The following is a 14556-nucleotide window of genomic DNA, read 5'->3' on the forward strand; positions in this document are numbered from 1 at the left end:
GCAGATAAACACAGACTTTCACGTCTCCAGCGGGCGTGAATTCGCAAGGAAACAAGCAAGGACAAAAGGATGCCTCCCAAGAAGAAGAAGCTCGCCGGGATCATCAAGCTCCAGATCCAGGCAGGCGCGGCCAACCCGGCCCCGCCCGTGGGTCCGGCGCTCGGTCAGCACGGCGTGAACATCATGGAGTTCTGCAAGGCGTACAACGCCGCGACCGAGTCGCAGCGCGGCAACGTCATCCCGGTGGAGATCTTCGTGTACGAAGATCGCTCCTTCGACTTCAAGTTGAAGACCCCGCCGGCAGCGAAGCTCCTGCTCAAGGCTGCAGGCCTGCAGAAGGGCTCCGGCGAGCCCCACACCAACAAGGTCGGCAAGGTGAGCATGGACCAGGTCCGTGAGATCGCCAAGACCAAGGCCGAAGACCTGAACGCCAACGACATCGACCAGGCCGCGAAGATCATCGCCGGTACTGCTCGGTCCATGGGTATCACGGTCGAGGGCTAGACCTACCACAACATCTCGTGGGAGGGCCGGCTCGGCCCGCACCACACACCCCGCCGGTTGAGTGCGGAGAAGGAACAGAGCAATGAGCAAGAAGAGCAAGGCCTACGCGGCTGCGGCCGAGAAGGTCGACAAGTCCAAGCTGTACAGCCCGCTGGAGGCTGTTGAGCTGGCGAAGGAAACCTCGTCGAAGAACACCGACGCGACCGTTGAGGTTGCGATCCGGCTGGGCGTCGACCCCCGTAAGGCAGACCAGATGGTTCGAGGCACCGTCAACCTGCCGCACGGCACGGGTAAGACCGCCCGCGTGATCGTGTTCGCCGCCGGCGACAAGGCCGCCGAGGCCACCGCCGCCGGTGCCGACGAGGTCGGCGCCGAGGACCTGATCGAGCGCATCCAGGGCGGTTGGCTGGACTTCGACGCCGCGATCGCCACCCCGGATCAGATGGCCAAGGTCGGCCGGATCGCGCGTGTCCTCGGACCGCGTGGCCTGATGCCGAACCCGAAGACGGGCACCGTGACCACCGATGTCACCAAGGCCGTCAACGACATCAAGGGCGGCAAGATCAACTTCCGCGTCGACAAGGCAGCCAACCTGCACTTCGTCATCGGCAAGGCTTCGTTCGACCCGGCCAAGCTGGCCGAGAACTACGGCGCCGCGTACGACGAGATCATGCGTGCGAAGCCGTCGGCGGCCAAGGGCCGCTACATCAAGAAGGTCACCGTCTCGACCACCACGGGCCCGGGCATCCCGGTCGACCCGCAGGTCAGCCGCAACTTCGCCGAAGCTCCCCAGGCCTGATCCTGGCGCTCGCGCGTAACTAGAGACACCCACGAGGGGCCTGGCAGTCGATGCCGGGCCCCTCGTGCTCTGTCTCCCCAGTTCTTCCATCGGAGGTCAGTGGCTCGTGGTGAGAATCCGTCTCGGAACCCGTCGTGGTGGTGCGGCGGTGGCTGCCGTGTTGCTGTCGCTGCTGCTGGTGATCGTCGGTTGTGGCACCGACGGTGGCCAGGCCGATGACGCATCCCCCGCGGGCATCCCGTCGACGATCGTGTCGATCAGCCCGACGACCACCGAGATGCTCTTCGCCGTCGGCGCGGGCGATCAGGTGGTCGCGGTCGACGACCAGTCCGACTTCCCGGCCGAGGCCCCGCGGACCTCGCTGTCGGGTTACACCCCGAACCTCGAGGCGATCCTCGCCTACGACCCCGATCTCGTCGTCCTCACCGACGACAACAACGACATCATCGCCGGCCTCGACCGGGTGGGCGTCGACGTGCTGCAGATCCCGGCGGCGAAGAACCTCGACGAGACGTACGCGCAGATCCAGCAGGTGGGTGACGCCACCGGCCATGCCGAGTCGGCCGATGAGCTCGTCGCCTCGATGCGCGACGAGATCGAGAAGACCATCCGCACAGTCCCGCTGCGCGAGGTTCCGCTGACCTACTTCCACGAGCTCGACGACACTTACTACACCGTCACCGACGACACCTACCTCGGTCAGGTCTACAGCCTGCTCGGTCTGCGGTCGATCGCCACCGGTCAGAGCGGCTATCCGCAGCTGTCACCCGAGTACATCCTGGAGAGCGATCCCGAGGTCATCTTCCTCGCCGACTCGCAGTGCTGTGGGGTCACACCGGAGAAGGTCGCCGCGCGTGCCGGCTGGGACGACCTGCGGGCCGTCGCGAACGGTCAGGTCCACGTCCTCGACGAGGACATCGCGAGCCGATGGGGACCCCGCGTCGTCGACCTGGTCCGCGACATCGCGCAGATCGTCTCCGGCGTCGACGGACAGCCAACGAACTGAGATGTCGAGCCGTCACATCGGGGTGATCTGCGGGGCCGTCGCAGTGCTGCTGGGCGCATGCATGCTCGCAGTCCTCGTCGGCCCGGCCGGACTGACCCCGAAGGGCGTGCTGCTCGACCTCCTCGACCAACTCCCGCTCGTCGACGTCGAATCCGGGCTCACCCCCCGCCAGCAGACGATCCTGTGGGAGGTGCGGATGCCGCGCGTGGCGCTGGGAGCGCTGGTCGGTGCGATGCTCGCCGTCGCGGGTGCCGCCTACCAGGGTGTCTTCCGCAATCCGCTCGCAGACCCGTACCTGCTCGGTGTGTCCAGCGGCGCGGGACTCGGCGCGACCGTCGCGATCGTCCTGGGCGGTGCCGCGGGCACGATCGGCCTGCCACCCGCGGCGTTCGTCGGCGGCATCCTGGCCGTGGCCGCGACCTATGCGCTGGGCCGGACCGTCGGCGGCGGCCGCACCGAGGTGGTCATCATCCTCGCCGGAGTCGCGGTCGCGGCGTTCGCGAATGCCATCCAGACCTTCCTCATGCAGCAGCACGACGACACGCTGCGGCAGGTCTACAACTGGATGCTCGGCCGCCTGGCGACCGACGGCTGGTCCGAGGTCGTCACCGTGCTGCCGTACGTCCTCGCGTGCGTCGCCGTCATCGTGCTGTTCGGGCGCACACTCGACGTCATGGCGGTCGGTGACATCGAGGCGTCGAGCCTGGGGATCAGACCTGAACGCGTGCGCCTGCTGCTGGTCTGCGTCGCGACGCTCGGCACCGCGGCGGTGGTGTCGGTGAGCGGATTGATCGGTTTCGTCGGCATCGTCATCCCGCACGCCGTCCGGCTCCTCGTCGGTCCTGGGCACCGGCTGCTGCTGCCGTTGTCGCTGCTGGTGGGTGCGGCCTTCCTGGTGCTGGCGGACGTGGTCGCGCGGACCGCGATGTCGCCGTCGGAGTTGCCGATCGGCGTGGTCACCGCCGCCATCGGCGCGCCCTTCTTCCTCGTCGTCCTCCGGCGCAGCGGACGGAGCGTCGAATGACCGCCGCGATCACCTGTCGAGGTGTGTGCGCGTCGCGCGGGGGAGTGGAGGTCCTGCACGACGTCGACCTCGAGATCGGTTCCGGCACCTGGGTCTCCCTGGTGGGGCCCAACGGTTCGGGTAAGACGACGCTGCTGCACTCCCTCGCCGGGTTGGTGGCCTCGACCGGGCGGGTCGACGTCGCGGGCGTCGACCCGGGTCGTGCGCGCCGCCGCGAGATCGCCCGGGCCGTGGCGCTGATGCCGCAGCGGCCGATCGTCCCGGAGGGCACGTCGGTGCGGGAGCTCATCGGCCTCGGCCGCACCCCGCACATCGCCCGATTCGGCAGCGAGACCCGCTCGGACCGCGAGGTTGTCGACGACGTCATCGAGCGACTCGACCTCGAGGAGTTCGCGAACCGTTCCGCCTCGGCGCTGTCGGGCGGTGAGTTGCAGCGGGTGGTGCTCGCCCGGGCACTCGCCCAGCAGCCGCGCGTGTTGTTGCTCGACGAACCGACCAGCGCTCTCGACATCGGCCACCAGCAGCAGGTCCTCGACCTCGTCGACTCCATGCGGCAGGCCAGTGAGCTGACCGTGATCGCGGCGATGCACGACCTGACATCGGCGGCCCAGTACGGACAGCGCCTCGTGCTCCTCGACCGGGGACGTATCGTCGCCGACGGTACGCCCGAGGAGGTGCTCACCGCTGAACGACTCCGGGACGTCTACGCCGCGAAGGTCGAGGTGCTCGACCGCCGCGACGGCCCGGCCGTGCTGCCGGTGCGTGACCCGGGACCCGGAGAACGATGAAGGTCACGCTGCTCGGCACGGGTGCCGCCGACGGCTGGCCGAATGCGTTCTGCCGCTGTGATTCGTGTTCCGATGCGCGGCGCCGGCACGACTTCCGTGCCCAGACAGCCGCGCTCGTCGACAACGCGCTCATGCTCGACTTCGGATCGGACGCGCCCGGGTCGGCGGTGCGCCACGGTGCTTCGCTCGCCGACGTACGTCACGTCCTGATCACCCATGCGCACGCCGATCATCTTGCACCGCAGTCGTTGTTGTTCCGGTCGTGGGTCGACGGGGTCGGTGAACTCGAACTCATCGGTCCGGCCGATGCTCTCGATGTGTGTCGCCCGTGGGTGGGGCCCGACGCCGGCGTGCGGTTCACGCCGGTCGTCGCGGGTGACCAGGTGCGGGTGGGGGACCACGACGTGCGGGTGCTCCCGGCGCGCCACCAGGTCTTTCGCGACGGTGATGCGGTCTTGTACGACGTCACCGGTCCCGACGGTATGAGGCTGCTGTGGGCGACGGACACCGGTGTGTGGCCCGACGATTGGTTCGATGCGGTGACCGGGGCCGAGTTCGACGCGGTCTTCCTCGAGGAGACCTTCGGCGATCGTGAGGACCTGTCCGATGGGCATCTCGGGTTACCCGGGTTTGCGACGATGGTAGCGGCACTGCGTGGAGTGGGTGCCGTCGTCGACTCCACCGACGTCGTCGCAGTCCATCTGGGACACCACAATCCGCCGGTCGGCGTGCTCCGAGAGCGGCTTCGGGATCTCGGCGCGCGGCCGGGACGAGACGGGGAGGTGCTCGACTTGGGCGAGTCGGTCGGGCGGCGGATCTTCGTCACCGGAGGGGCGAGGTCGGGGAAGTCGCGGTATGCCGAAGGTCTGCTGGCCGGCGTCGACGACGTCGTCTATGTCGCCGCCGGCGGTCCGCGAGCCGGCGATCCCGACTGGGACCGACGCGTCGAACTCCATCGTGAACGACGCCCCGCATCGTGGACGACGATCGAGGACACGGAGGTGGCCGGTGTCCTACGATCCGCGCGTCACCCGGTCCTCGTCGACTGTCTCGGAACCTGGCTGGCCGCCCGGATCGATCACCACGATGCCTGGGAGAGCGGCGAACTCGATGCCGTGCGGTCCGACGTCGAGGACCTACTCGACGCCTGGCGGAGCTGCCCGGTGCCCGTCGTCGCGGTCAGCAACGAGGTCGGTAGCGGCGTCGTCCCGGCCACCGCGTCGGGCCGTCTCTTCCGCGACGAACTCGGCCGACTGAATGCCGAGATGGCCGACCGCGCCGACCAGGTCGTGATGATGGTCGCCGGTCAACCCCTGGTTGTGCGGTAGCCCGGTGCGGGTGAACAGGTGAACGGCGATGTCACTGGATGACGAACGTCCTGGAATCCCGGGCGCCCATCCCGGACATGTTCTCGTAGGCGGTGATCGTGAAGGTACCCGGCTTGTTGTAAAAGGGGTCGGTGAACGTGGCGCTGCCCTCGCAGACCGTCGCGTGGTACGTAGGAAGGCTCGTGCCCCGGAAGGTGATGTCGATTCGACAGGGTATGTCCCTGCCCTGGGCGCCGAAGACGCGCGCCGACCACTTCACCCTGGGTGCGAACGGTCTGCTGTAACGATTCGGGCCGAGTTCGCTGCCGAGAGAATTCTCCACCGACATCCTGATACTGGGGAGCACGCCGAGGAGGGGCGCCGACAGGCTTCCGGAGTCGTTGCCGGGCAACGGCAACCCGGGAGCGGCGGAAGCGGGCGACGTGATCATGGTGGCGGCGGCTGCCACGGTCAATGCGGCTATTCCCAATGTGCGTCTCATTTTCGAACTCCTACTCGAACCGAATGGTGCGGCGAAACGTATGTTGCGGCAGCAACGCCCTCGACCGACTGGAATCACGGTACGTGGACGATGTCCGATTTGCGTCATCTGGTCGAAGGTATTTCACCTCTGATAACAAACCGGCTGGATCATTCGCGCTCGTGGGGGTGCTCAGCCGAGCCAGTCGTTGCCGCCTAGTCCGAGTTGCCGGACGTCGAGGGTGGGCGTGATCCCCGACGCCGGCGCGAGGTCATGTGCCTCGAAAACCGACCGCAGTGTCTCGGCGGCGTCGATGTTGAGCGGGCTCGACACCCACATCGCGTAGGGGAGGTTCACGAAGCGGTTCTCGCGCACCGCCTTCAGATTGCGGCTGGCGGGGTTGGTGCGCAGAGCGTCGATCTTCTGCTCCACGGACTGGCCGGGATAGTCGACGAAGACGATCAGATCGGGGTCGGCGGTGGCGATCCGTTCCCAGCTCACCGCGGTCCAGGTGTCCTCGACATCCTCGGTCGCGTTGCGCGCGCCCGCCGCGTCGATGATGCCCTGCGGGCCACCGAAGGAGCCCGACGAGAAGATGGTGTCGGAGACGCTGTCGAAGACGAAGACCGTCGGTTTCGATGCCGGTTGCGGTGCAGCACGGAGTTTTTCGAGGCGGTCGGAGATGTCGTCGGCGACCGTCGCGCCCTGCTCGGGATTGCCGGCGATGGTGCCGATGTTGCGCAGGTCGGTGTCGAGCGCGACCCATGGGTCCATCGTGCCGCGCTGAGCCTGGCCGTCGACCTGACGGCACGCCTCCGACAGCTGATACACGTCGATCCCGTGGGAGGCCAGGATCTCCGGGGTGATGCCGCGGGACTCGCTCATGCCGTAGTTGTAGCCGGCGTAGAGGACCTGCGGTTTGGCGCCGACGATGTTCTCGAGGGTGGGCTGCTCGGTGGCGACCTCGTCGAGCGTGTCGACCTGTGGGCCGTATTCGAGTCGGAGAACGTCCTTGTCGCGGGCGAGCGCACTGACGGCGACGATCTTGTCTCTGGCGCCCGCCGCCAGCGCGATCGCGATCATCCCGCCGTCGTTGACGAACAGGCGATCGAGAGGCTGGTCGAAGGCGACCTCGGCGCCACAGTTGGTGACGGTGACGCGGTCGGTTGCGACGGCGCCGGACTCGGTGCCGCAGCCCGCTGCGATGCCCAGGACGACGGCGAGCGTGGCGTATCGGGTGATGTTGTGTCTCATCGATTTTCCTTGGTGGCGTAGACCTGCGGTGCAGGAGAGGTGGGGGAGTCGAGCAGCAGATGGGGGAGGCCGGTCTCGGGGTGTGGCACGACGGTGCCGGACACATCGAAGACCGACGCCAGCAGCGGCGGGGTCAGCACCTCGACCGGTGGGCCGTGTGCGGTGACGCCGCCGTCGGAAATGACGGCGACGGAGTCGAAGTGGCGGAGGACGAGGTCGAGGTCGTGCATCGCGGCGATCACAGTCGCCTCGAGGTCGTCGAGGACCTGCATCAACCGCAGTCGCCAGGCCGCGTCGAGATGATTCGTCGGCTCGTCGAGCACAAGGATCGGCGTCTGCTGTGCGATTGCGCGGGCGAGCACGACGCGGTGCCGTTCACCGCCGGACAGCTGCGTACACGAACGGTGTTCCCAACCGCCCAGTCCCACCTGCTCCAGCGCGGACCGGACGATCGCGTGGTCGTCGGAGTTACGTATGGCCCAGGCGGATCGGTACGGCGTGCGTCCCAGGCCCACCGCTTCGGCGACCGTGAGTTCGGCCGACGGGTGTTCATCCTGACCGACCACCGCGATCGACAGCGCGCGACGCCGAGCCGGAAGACGATCGAGATCGTCGTCGCCCAACCGGATTCGCCCCTCGGCCGGTTGTTCGAGACCGCACAGTGTCCGCAGCAACGTGGTCTTGCCCGCTCCGTTGGGTCCGACGATGGCGAGTCGGGTTCCGGCAGGGACGTCGAGATCCACCTCGCGCAGTATCGGGCGGCCACTTCGACGGCAACCGACGGCGTTCGCGCGCAGGGACATCGAGCGCTCCACGGCGCCCATCAGGCTTCGCCGCCGAACACGTACTGGCGCCGTCCCATCAGGAACAGGAAGATCGGTGCGCCGATCAGTCCGGTGACGATGCCCAGCGGCATCTCGCGAGGTGACGCGGCCACCCGTGAGATGACGTCGACCCACACCAGGAACAGTGCACCGCCGCAGACCGCTACGGGAATCATCGCGCGGTGCGTCGCACCGACGAGCAGGCGTGCCGCGTGCGGGACGATCAAGCCCACGAATCCGATTCCACCCGCGACTGAGACCAGAACGCCGACCAGGATTCCCTGGACCGCGAACAGCGCGTTTCGCATGGCGCGCACCGGAACCCCGAGGGATGTCGCGGTGTCGGTCCCGGCTGCGTAGGCGTCGAGCCAGGAGTGGATCGCGAGCATGGCGAGCACCGTGACCACGACGACAACCCCGGCGATCTGCACTTTCGCCCAGGTCGCGCCGGCGACGCTGCCCAACATCCAGAACATCACGTTGTCGGCGGCATGCGGGTCGGCCGCGGTGAAGACCAGCAGTGAGGACAGCGCCAGGAACGCCGACGACAGGACCACTCCGGAGAGGATCAGGCGTAGGGCGGTCAGTCCGCCCTGCGCCCGGGCGACGGCGTACACGGTGACCGAGGCCGCGAGGGCGCCGATCAGCGCGCCGCCGGACAACGCCCAGACACCCAGGGCGGCAAACGATCCTAGAGTGATGACCGCCGTCGCACCCACCGCGGCGCCGGCCGACACGCCCAGCAGGTACGGCTCGGCGAGCGGGTTGCGGACGAGGGCCTGCATGACGGCGCCGGCGAGCGCCAGACCGGCGCCGACGATCGCCGCGAGAACCGAACGCGGCAAACGGAGATCCCAGATGATCACGGAGTGGGCGGCGTCGAGCTCGTCGCCTCGCAGGCGCCCGGCGACGGTTCGCCAGACATCGCCGAGCGGGATGGTCTCGGCACCGAAAGCGGTGGCGATCGCGATGCTCACCAAGGTGAGCGCGAGAAGGATCAGGGCAAGGGGCAACGACGGGAGTCGCCGTACCGACATGGCGGTGGCGATCATCGTCGTGCCGTCGGGAGGACGGGACACGTGTGGAACTGCCTTTGGTCTGGGCATCTGTGCGCGAGACGCCGGGTGGACTCGACGAGAACGGCAGGTATTCGGACTCGGGTTCGTCCGAACCCGACGCCTTCCCGGGTTGCCCCAGTGGCCTGATGTCGGGTCCGTCCCCCATACCGCTGCGCGCCAGTCCTGGATTCGCACCAGGTTCCCTGGCACCCGCCTGTGCAGGTGCGACCGCTCTCACCGGTGAGGTTAGCAATACGGACACGGAGCTCTCACCGACCCGTCGCCAAGTCGTCGGGCGAGGGATGCCCGGAGGTCTTAGGCTGGGCGCTGACAGGCAACGGACAGGTGCGAATCGAACCGAGGCGAACGGTGATCCGATGGACGGACGACCCACGAAACTGGCGATCATCGGGGCGGGCGCGGTCGGCACCGCGATCGCCTACTCGGCGCTGATCCGCGGGGTCGCGCGCACGGTCGCGTTGCTGGACATCAAGGCCGCCAAGGTCACCGCCGAGGTGCTCGACCTGTCCCACGGTCTGGAGTTCGTACCGCGCGCCGACATCATCGGCTCCAACGACGTGTCGGTGTGCGCCGACGCCGACGTCGTCGTGTTCACCGCCGGAGCCAAGCAGAAGCCGGGGCAGTCCCGACTCGAATTGGCCGAGGCCACAATCGGTTTGACGCGCGCCATCCTGCCGGATGTGCTCGAGGTGGCACCGAACGCGATCTACCTGATGGTGACCAACCCGGTGGACGTCGTCACCCATGCGGCGCAGAAGATCACCGGCCTGCCGCCGAATCAGCTGTTCGGGTCGGGAACCGTGCTGGATTCGTCGCGGCTGCGGTTCCTCGTCGCGCAGCACTGCGGGGTAGCGGTGCAGAGTGTGCACTCGTATGTCGTCGGCGAGCACGGTGACAGCGAGATACCGCTGTGGTCGTCGGCGACGATCGGTGGCGTGCCGCTGACGTCGTGGACGCCGCTACCTGGGCGTCGGGAGATGGATGCCGTTGCACGGGAGCGTATCCGGGACGAGGTCGTGCACGCCGCCTACGCCATCATCGAGGGCAAGGGGGCCACCAACTACGCCATCGGCCTCGCCGCCACCCGTATCGTCGAAGCCGTTCTGAACGACGAACACCGGGTGCTCCCGGTGTCCACGGTCGCCTCCGGATTCCCCGGGCTCGATGATGTGTGTCTCTCCCTGCCGACCGTCGTCGACCGCGGTGGTGCGCAGACGCGCCTCGAGGTGCCGCTGTCGCCGGACGAGGAAGCCGGTCTGCTCGCCTCGGCGGAGACGCTACGCCGGATGCAGGCGCGATTCGGGTTGTAGGGGCAGGCACTGTCCATCGGGTGGACCAATCTCGGTGCTCGATGCCGGTGCGGCATCCTCGCCGGGGTAGTTTCACCTGGTCACATCGGTGGAAGAGAAGGTTCGACGATGAGTGGTTCGCGGAAGACGGTTCTGGGTTTTGTCGCTGCGGCGTCGATGGCGATCGCGCCGCTGATGGTGGCGGCACCTGCATCGGCGGCGACCGACTACGCCAACTGCGCGGCACTCAACGCCGACTACCCGCACGGCGTCGGCGAGCCCGGCGCCGTCGACTCGACCTCCGGCACGCCGGTTACGAACTTCACCGTCGACCAGGCCCTCTACGACGCCAACGACGAGAGCGACCGCGACAAGGACGGCATCGCCTGCGAGCAGAACTGACCCTTCGGTCACACACTGTGCGTGAGGGTCTCCGACCTGGCTTTTTCTGCTCGCCTGCAGTCCGATGGAACCGATCGGGCGCGCAGATAGTCTGAACTACATGCGCGACGACAAGCTGCTCACCCGGATCTCCGCCCTCCTGCGGCAGGCGGAGAACACCGACAACGAGCATGAGGCCGAGACGTTCATGCAGGCCGCACAACGCCTTGCCACGGCGTCGTCGATCGATCTCGCCGTGGCCCGCGCGCACGATCCGGCCGCGCGTAAGCAGGTCACCCCGATCTCGCGGCAGATCAAGATCGGCGAGCCGGGTAAGCGTGGCCTGCGCACCTACGTGCAATTGTTCGTGGCGATCACCATGGCCAACGACGTGACCGTCGACGTCGCGAGCAACTCGACCTTCGTCCTCGCCTACGGGTACGAGGCCGACATCGACGCCTGCGAGGCGCTCTACACGTCGCTGATCATCCAGATGGTCGCGGCGAGCGATGCCTATCTGCGGTCGGGGGCGTACAAGGGCGAGACCTTCGCGCGGGTCGTCACCAAGGGCAGCGGCTGGCGAGCGCGGCGGGTGATCGAGGAGAAGCCGCTGTCGCCGATCACTGCGCGACTCAACTTCCAGTCGGCCTTCGCCGAACGCATCGGCAAACGTCTCACCGAGGCCCGCGACGCCGCCCGCGAAGAAGCACTCGCCGCCGAACGGCGCTCGGGTGAGCCGGAACGCTCGACGGCGCTGGCCCTGCGCAACAAGGAACTCGAGGTCACCGACTTCTACAAGACCGAGTCCACCGCTCGCGGCACGTGGCGGGCGTCGAGCGCGTCGGCCGGCTATTCGGAGGCCGCCCGGAAGGCGGGGGACCGGGCGGGGCGTCGGGCCAAGATCGGCGCCGACCGTGAATTCGGCGGTGCGCGAGGCGCTCTGGAGGCCTGACGAGTGGTCAGGCGCCGCGGTCGTACCAGGCCACCGACGGGGTCGGAGCAAACGGGGTCGGGGTTCCCGCCCAACGTCGAACCCAGGTGCCGACACGTCCGGGGTCGGTGGCCACGCCGTGCGCGACGATGGCCGTGACCACCAGGATCGCAGCGAACACGAACAGCCAGCTGATCGCGACGAACACGATGCCGAGAGTGCCGAAATAGCGGATCGTTCCCGACGCCAACGTGGGCAGCGCGAGCCGGCTGCCGGCCAGCAGGGCAGTGATCAGCAGCCCCGTGACCACACCGTTGAGGGCGAGAAGACGCAGCGGGACCTGGGTGGACACCAGCAAGCGCGGGATGGCGGTGAAGGTGCCCGACCAGATCGTCACCGTCACTCCGAAGACCAGCACGATGCCGAGGAGGCCGCTGCCGCCGAGGTGGAGGCCGAACAGTGTCTCGGCGTGCAGGCCGGTCGACAGCCCCTGCGCGGTGACCGCGGTCGGGATGAGGAACAGCACGATCACCCAGCGCCAGAAAGCTCGCCACGGCAGTTTGGTGACGCCCCAGATCGCGACATACATTCGGCCGAGTGCACGTGACAGGGAGGTGGCGCCGGCGATGGTCATGAGTGCGCCGATGATCCCGAAGGTGGCGAACGACTGCGGGTTGTCCACCGAGTTGTGGTCGAGCTTGCTCACCGGGATGCCGAGCCCGCTCAGGGCGTCGTCGACGACGTCGCTGCCCGGGAGCGTGAGCAGCAGGATGACGATGGGCAGGATCGAGGTGAAGGCCTGCGCGGCGAGGGTCATCGCGCGGTCGGTGATGTCGCCGCGCGCGATGTCGGTGAGGATGCGCAGGCTCAGCGTCGCGCCCGGCAGTCGCAGCACACGTTCGCCGATCGCGTGCAGGTCGGGACGGCGCATGAGGACTCCCATCGGGTACGGCGGACCCTCATCATCATTGGCGATGCCATGAGTCCGCGTGACACCGGGCGTGCCCGGTACTACGACGCCGAGCGACTCGTCTTCCGACTCTTCGACACCGCGTCCTCCTCGCGCACCGTGCAGCTGGCCGGAACCGAACTCACGCTGCCCGCCGAGGCCCGGTTCGCCTCGATCGACGCGGTGCGCGACTACGTGGGACTGGTGCTGGAGTTGCCGAGCGTACGGTCGCGGTTCCCACGCGCCGCCGAGCCGGTGTCGGTGCGCGAGCGGCGCGGCCAGAGCTCGGCACACTACGCCCGGTCGACGACGATCTCCGGTGACAAGTTGCTCAGCGCGGAGATCGCGATCCCGTCGTCGGCGGAGGGCCGGTGGGCGCTACGCGAGCTCGTGGTGCTGCACGAGCTCGCCCATCACCTCGACGACTCCAAGGGGCCGGGGCACGGACGCGGCTTCGTGCTCACCTTCATCGAACTCGTGGGCCTCGTCCTCGGCCCCGAGGCGGCCTTCGTGTTCCGCGTGGTGCTGGCCGATTCCGGGATCGGCTGATCGGGCGCCTAGTGCCCGGTGATCTCCTTCGCGGCATGGCCGACGGTGGCCTCACCGCCGGTCATGATCCGCATGAACTCGCGCTGTTCGGCGGCGCCGCGGATCGCTGCACGTTCGCGTCCGCCGGGGCGTTGCGCCTGCACCGAACGGATGATGTTCACCGGGAACCGGATCGCCGGATACCACGGTGGGACGAACGGCAGTCCGAGTGTGCGCATCGCCGCGGGTCCCAGGAAGCCGCTGGTGACCGAGAGGTGTTGTGCGCGAGCGATCTTGCGACGTAACTTCGGGAACCGCGAGTAGTTCCACTGCAGCGGATCGTCGGCCATGGGCACCGAGAGCTGTTTGGTCGTCTCGTCGGGGGTGGAGAGGACGTACGAGGTCTGGAGCAGCACGCGGATCGCGTCGCGAAAGCCCGTGGGCAGGAACTCGTCCTGCACGCCGAGTAGCCATCCCGCGTACCGGGTGAGGTGCGCGACGGCGTCATATTCACTGGGGCGGTTGACGAGTCCCATCATGACCACGCCCAGGCTGGGCGAGACGAGTGCTCCGACGAGCGTCGCGGCCATGTCCGTCTGATTGATGGGGAGCCCCCAGGTATCGGAATCCCAGTCGGGTAGTGCCGCGACGTGGCGCCGGACCATCGCGTGGATCAGGCGGACGCGCAGCGTCGACCGGTAACCGATTCCCTGTGGCAGCAAACCGTTTTCGGTGATGACGTCGGTGGCCCACTGGGTGGTCTCGGCGAACCGTGTGTTCGAGCCCTTCTCGAGGGCGCCGGTGCGCAGCAGCGTCTGGTTGAAACCGGCGAACTGGTAGCCGCCGAGTAGGGCGACGTCACGCGCCACGTACAGGCCGTCGGCGCCTCCGCTGCGCATGACCCGCGCGCCCTTCTCGATCAGGTCGCGGTCGACCCAGGTGGGTACGGTTTCCACCTCGGTGAAGAACTCGCGCAGCGGGGCCGGGGCGTCGTCGATCGAGTCGATGCCGTTGACGAGTGCCCGCTCGAACAGCGGACGGGACCGGGCCATTCCGGCGGTGTGCATCCACTCGACCAGGCGATCCGCCGGCTCGTCGCCGATCGTCAGGAGTTCACCGAGATGACGGAACAGTTCGCGGTCGGGTTTGCGCAGACCCAGCAGGGGTCCGACGAGCCGCAGGCCGATCGGGATCTTGCAGGGTCCGTCCGGGTGGCGGGACGGGATAGTCGGTGCGGGGGTGCTCGGCGGCGCCTGCGGCGGCGTGGTGGCAACCCGTGCGGTGGTCATCGGACGTGCACTCCGATCGGAGGTTCTGGGTAACGGCTGTCACCCAAAACGTAGGTCGGAGGTACGACGGTGTCAATGGGACGAACAAAAAGAACCGTCCCAAATTGCAGGTAGGGGCGCTGC

The 14556-nt window shown here is 67.9% G+C and carries 16 protein-coding genes and 1 riboswitch; of the genes, 10 read left to right on the forward strand and 6 right to left on the reverse strand.

Features of this window, described 5'->3' with window-relative positions; all coding sequences use genetic code 11:
* The first annotated feature begins 69 nt into the window (after positions 1-69).
* The 6 genes from rplK to PWF70_RS05060 all read left to right on the forward strand — a co-directional run bounded on the left by rplK (position 70) and on the right by PWF70_RS05060 (position 5449).
* Positions 70-504 carry a 50S ribosomal protein L11 gene (gene rplK / locus PWF70_RS05035; protein ID WP_006358215.1) on the forward strand — a complete coding sequence of 145 codons (435 nt, stop codon included), beginning with the start codon at positions 70-72 and terminating at the stop codon, positions 502-504.
* 82 nt (positions 505-586) lie between these two features.
* Complete coding sequence (gene rplA, locus PWF70_RS05040) at positions 587-1303, forward strand: 50S ribosomal protein L1 (RefSeq protein WP_006358216.1); 717 nt, start codon at positions 587-589, stop codon at positions 1301-1303.
* Positions 1304-1409: 106 nt separating this feature from the next.
* Positions 1410-2309, forward strand: coding sequence for an ABC transporter substrate-binding protein (locus PWF70_RS05045; RefSeq protein WP_006358217.1), 900 nt, complete (start codon positions 1410-1412; stop codon positions 2307-2309).
* Position 2310: 1 nt separating this feature from the next.
* A complete protein-coding gene (locus PWF70_RS05050; RefSeq protein ID WP_155225042.1) occupies positions 2311-3333 on the forward strand; it encodes a FecCD family ABC transporter permease in 1023 nt (340 codons plus the stop codon).
* A complete protein-coding gene (locus PWF70_RS05055; RefSeq protein WP_155225043.1) occupies positions 3330-4121 on the forward strand; it encodes an ABC transporter ATP-binding protein in 792 nt (263 codons plus the stop codon). The genes PWF70_RS05050 and PWF70_RS05055 overlap by 4 nt, the downstream gene beginning before the upstream one ends.
* Positions 4118-5449, forward strand: coding sequence for a bifunctional adenosylcobinamide kinase/adenosylcobinamide-phosphate guanylyltransferase (locus tag PWF70_RS05060; protein WP_155225044.1), 1332 nt, complete (start codon positions 4118-4120; stop codon positions 5447-5449). The genes PWF70_RS05055 and PWF70_RS05060 overlap by 4 nt, the downstream gene beginning before the upstream one ends.
* Before the next feature lie 31 nt (positions 5450-5480).
* Here the strand turns inward: PWF70_RS05060 and PWF70_RS05065 are convergent, their stop codons facing one another.
* The 4 genes from PWF70_RS05065 to PWF70_RS05080 all read right to left on the reverse strand — a co-directional run bounded on the left by PWF70_RS05065 (position 5481) and on the right by PWF70_RS05080 (position 9039).
* Entirely contained in the window at positions 5481-5930 is a 450-nt protein-coding gene (locus PWF70_RS05065; RefSeq protein WP_035753268.1) for a hypothetical protein, read from the reverse strand.
* A gap of 171 nt (positions 5931-6101) precedes the next feature.
* Positions 6102-7163, reverse strand: coding sequence for an ABC transporter substrate-binding protein (locus PWF70_RS05070; protein WP_042375450.1), 1062 nt, complete (start codon positions 7161-7163; stop codon positions 6102-6104).
* Positions 7160-7987, reverse strand: a complete 828-nt coding sequence (locus tag PWF70_RS05075; protein WP_006358223.1) for an ABC transporter ATP-binding protein — start codon at positions 7985-7987, stop codon at positions 7160-7162. The genes PWF70_RS05070 and PWF70_RS05075 overlap by 4 nt, the downstream gene beginning before the upstream one ends.
* Positions 7987-9039 carry a FecCD family ABC transporter permease gene (locus tag PWF70_RS05080; RefSeq protein ID WP_042375449.1) on the reverse strand — a complete coding sequence of 351 codons (1053 nt, stop codon included), beginning with the start codon at positions 9037-9039 and terminating at the stop codon, positions 7987-7989. The genes PWF70_RS05075 and PWF70_RS05080 overlap by 1 nt, the downstream gene beginning before the upstream one ends.
* A 72-nt stretch (positions 9040-9111) precedes the next feature.
* A riboswitch (cobalamin riboswitch) is annotated at positions 9112-9293 on the reverse strand.
* A gap of 129 nt (positions 9294-9422) precedes the next feature.
* Between PWF70_RS05080 and PWF70_RS05085 the strand changes: the two genes are divergently transcribed.
* From PWF70_RS05085 to PWF70_RS05095, 3 genes are all read left to right on the forward strand, one after another.
* On the forward strand, positions 9423-10376 hold the full coding sequence (locus PWF70_RS05085) for an L-lactate dehydrogenase (RefSeq protein ID WP_035753267.1): 954 nt from the start codon (positions 9423-9425) through the stop codon (positions 10374-10376).
* A gap of 108 nt (positions 10377-10484) precedes the next feature.
* Positions 10485-10757 (forward strand): excalibur calcium-binding domain-containing protein, encoded by a 273-nt coding sequence (locus PWF70_RS05090; protein WP_006358226.1) that lies wholly within the window; start codon positions 10485-10487, stop codon positions 10755-10757.
* Between the two features lie 100 nt (positions 10758-10857).
* Positions 10858-11688, forward strand: a complete 831-nt coding sequence (locus PWF70_RS05095) for a DUF2786 domain-containing protein (protein ID WP_035753412.1) — start codon at positions 10858-10860, stop codon at positions 11686-11688.
* Between the two features lie 7 nt (positions 11689-11695).
* Here PWF70_RS05095 and PWF70_RS05100 read toward each other — a convergent pair whose 3' ends face one another.
* Positions 11696-12598, reverse strand: coding sequence for a YhjD/YihY/BrkB family envelope integrity protein (locus tag PWF70_RS05100; protein ID WP_035753411.1), 903 nt, complete (start codon positions 12596-12598; stop codon positions 11696-11698).
* 48 nt (positions 12599-12646) lie between these two features.
* Between PWF70_RS05100 and PWF70_RS05105 the strand changes: the two genes are divergently transcribed.
* On the forward strand, positions 12647-13165 hold the full coding sequence (locus tag PWF70_RS05105; RefSeq protein ID WP_006358229.1) for a TIGR04338 family metallohydrolase: 519 nt from the start codon (positions 12647-12649) through the stop codon (positions 13163-13165).
* Between the two features lie 8 nt (positions 13166-13173).
* On the opposite strand, the gene PWF70_RS05110 is transcribed toward PWF70_RS05105, so the two are convergent.
* Positions 13174-14433 (reverse strand): oxygenase MpaB family protein, encoded by a 1260-nt coding sequence (locus tag PWF70_RS05110; protein WP_006358230.1) that lies wholly within the window; start codon positions 14431-14433, stop codon positions 13174-13176.
* Positions 14434-14556 lie beyond the last annotated feature (123 nt).

This window comes from Gordonia sp. Swx-4, assembly GCF_030316175.1.
In the GTDB taxonomy this organism is placed as follows: Bacteria; Actinomycetota; Actinomycetes; order Mycobacteriales; family Mycobacteriaceae; genus Gordonia; species Gordonia alkanivorans.

Coding starts and splice junctions, on each gene's coding strand:
- rplK (WP_006358215.1), top strand. CDS start 70: ATGCCTCCCAAGAAGAAGAAGCTCGCCGGGATCATCAAGCTCCAGATC.
- rplA (WP_006358216.1), top strand. CDS start 587: ATGAGCAAGAAGAGCAAGGCCTACGCGGCTGCGGCCGAGAAGGTCGAC.
- PWF70_RS05050 (WP_155225042.1), top strand. CDS start 2,311: ATGTCGAGCCGTCACATCGGGGTGATCTGCGGGGCCGTCGCAGTGCTG.
- PWF70_RS05055 (WP_155225043.1), top strand. CDS start 3,330: ATGACCGCCGCGATCACCTGTCGAGGTGTGTGCGCGTCGCGCGGGGGA.
- PWF70_RS05060 (WP_155225044.1), top strand. CDS start 4,118: ATGAAGGTCACGCTGCTCGGCACGGGTGCCGCCGACGGCTGGCCGAAT.
- PWF70_RS05065 (WP_035753268.1), bottom strand. CDS start 5,930: ATGAGACGCACATTGGGAATAGCCGCATTGACCGTGGCAGCCGCCGCC.
- PWF70_RS05070 (WP_042375450.1), bottom strand. CDS start 7,163: ATGAGACACAACATCACCCGATACGCCACGCTCGCCGTCGTCCTGGGC.
- PWF70_RS05075 (WP_006358223.1), bottom strand. CDS start 7,987: ATGGGCGCCGTGGAGCGCTCGATGTCCCTGCGCGCGAACGCCGTCGGT.
- PWF70_RS05080 (WP_042375449.1), bottom strand. CDS start 9,039: ATGATCGCCACCGCCATGTCGGTACGGCGACTCCCGTCGTTGCCCCTT.
- PWF70_RS05085 (WP_035753267.1), top strand. CDS start 9,423: ATGGACGGACGACCCACGAAACTGGCGATCATCGGGGCGGGCGCGGTC.
- PWF70_RS05090 (WP_006358226.1), top strand. CDS start 10,485: ATGAGTGGTTCGCGGAAGACGGTTCTGGGTTTTGTCGCTGCGGCGTCG.
- PWF70_RS05095 (WP_035753412.1), top strand. CDS start 10,858: ATGCGCGACGACAAGCTGCTCACCCGGATCTCCGCCCTCCTGCGGCAG.
- PWF70_RS05100 (WP_035753411.1), bottom strand. CDS start 12,598: ATGCGCCGTCCCGACCTGCACGCGATCGGCGAACGTGTGCTGCGACTG.
- PWF70_RS05105 (WP_006358229.1), top strand. CDS start 12,647: ATGAGTCCGCGTGACACCGGGCGTGCCCGGTACTACGACGCCGAGCGA.
- PWF70_RS05110 (WP_006358230.1), bottom strand. CDS start 14,433: ATGACCACCGCACGGGTTGCCACCACGCCGCCGCAGGCGCCGCCGAGC.